The organism is Aquimarina sp. AU119, assembly GCF_900312735.1.
GTDB classification, from domain to species: Bacteria; Bacteroidota; Bacteroidia; order Flavobacteriales; family Flavobacteriaceae; genus Aquimarina; species Aquimarina algiphila.
Window position 1 is genome coordinate 1 of the sequence record NZ_OMPF01000011.1, and the last position, 1,787, is coordinate 1,787.

The following is a 1,787-nucleotide window of genomic DNA, read 5'->3' on the forward strand; positions in this document are numbered from 1 at the left end:
ATAACGGAATAAAAACTGTACACAACACTATATATGTGATCATAGCAGTTAAGTGATGAATCGAATGGTTGCTGTATTTTGGTAAGGCGCAATGCTTGCAGAAGGTAAAAGTTAGCAATCAATGCGCAGAAAAATCGAAAAGCACGGTAACATTTTGTCCTGCTACGACACATATATTAAACGTTGTACCTAATGCCAAAACAAGAAAAAAAAATTGAAAAAGCAGATTTTAATCATTTCAGGAATCTTGATTTTAGTTCTAATCGGATTCTTTATTTCAAAGAAAATAAATCTAAATCGCAATTATGAAGTAGGTCAAAAAATTGACGAGTTTAATGATGTTATTGTTTATTATAATGGTGGTGTTGGAAATGTTTCTGGACGAAGATTAACTGATGATGGATATAATCTTGGGTTAAAATATCAATGTGTCGAATTTGTAAAAAGATATTACTATGAAGAGTTAAACCATAAAATGCCTGACAGCTATGGTCATGCGAAAGATTTTTTCAATTCTAATCTAAAAGATGGAAAAAAAAATAAACAGAGAAATTTGACCCAATTTACAAACCCTAGTAAGTCTAAACCAAAAGTTAATGATTTAGTGATATACTCTGAAACTATTTTAAATAGATATGGACACGTTTCAATTATTTCTAAAGTGACCGAAAATGAAATTGAAATTATACAGCAAAACCCTGGGCCTTTTGGAAAATCACGCGAAAAATTTAAATTGATTAATAAGTCTGGAAAATGGCAAATACAAAATGATAGAATTCTGGGTTGGTTAAGAAAATAAAAAAGTACTAGGTACAACAACACCTATAATTAATGCGGGAGCAAGTGCGAACCGAAATGTTTGCTGATTTGTATCATCGCAAAAGCTTTTTCCCTATTTTTATCTTAACAAACTAAAAAACAGCTCAAAGCTTTTACTCGTGCTGGCTTGAAATTCGCTGAATTTCTTCGCCGCACTAATAATAGCCGAGACGTTACCAGCAATTCTCAAAAAGTTAAATGAATAATCTTAAAAAATTTGATGGACTTTCGATTAGAGCGATGACTATGTTAGGAGTTCTTTTACTTGAGAAATTATGCAATAAAAATCAAATTGTTAATTCTGACCTGAAAGAGTTTATTAATAAAATGTTGGAGTTACTTACCGTAGAAAATATTCCTGAATGGGATAATGAATGTAATCAAATTAAAATAACTGGTCTAGGAGATGAGCTACCTGAAAAACTTGTTGTGGAATATCCTGAATATGGAAAAAATATTGACGAAATAACCCAAAATATAAGAGAAATAAGTGCATCTCAAATTTATGCAGAATGGAATCCTAAAATATCATACTCACATCTTAATCGAATACAAGAATTGTGTCAAGTAGGAATCGATACGGAATTTGATCTAGAATTATTTAAAAAGCATGATGCTGGAGCAACTGGCTGGGGAATTGAAGTGTCTAATGAATTGATCGAAGAATGGAAAAAAAGCTGGTAACATTATATATGAAATCAGAGCAATTTAGTGCTAGATCGAAAGGTCTTATCCTTTTTGCAGTGGCGCTGGATTTTTATAAATTAAACAAGAAATAAAAATGCGCAGATAGATTGATTGGTTCAAGCTTGTTTGCCTTGCTCCGATTCATATATTTAGCGTTGTGTACAATATGATGAAGAAGTTAATTTTAATATTATTTTTTTTACCACTCACCGTAATCGGACAACATCTCAAATGTTGTGAATCTCAAAAAGAAGTGGAATCTTATCTGAGCGGAATCATGA

General features: G+C 31.5%; 2 protein-coding genes. Both read left to right on the forward strand.

What is annotated here, in order from left to right:
* Positions 1 to 214: 214 nt before the first annotated feature.
* On the forward strand, positions 215 to 799 hold the full coding sequence (locus DK442_RS08625; RefSeq protein ID WP_109435465.1) for a CHAP domain-containing protein: 585 nt from the start codon (positions 215 to 217) through the stop codon (positions 797 to 799).
* Positions 800 to 1,017: 218 nt separating this feature from the next.
* Entirely contained in the window at positions 1,018 to 1,503 is a 486-nt protein-coding gene (locus DK442_RS08630; RefSeq protein WP_109435466.1) for a hypothetical protein, read from the forward strand.
* The last annotated feature ends 284 nt before the right edge of the window (positions 1,504 to 1,787 follow it).

Coding starts and splice junctions, on each gene's coding strand:
- DK442_RS08630 (WP_109435466.1), top strand. CDS start 1,018: ATGAATAATCTTAAAAAATTTGATGGACTTTCGATTAGAGCGATGACT.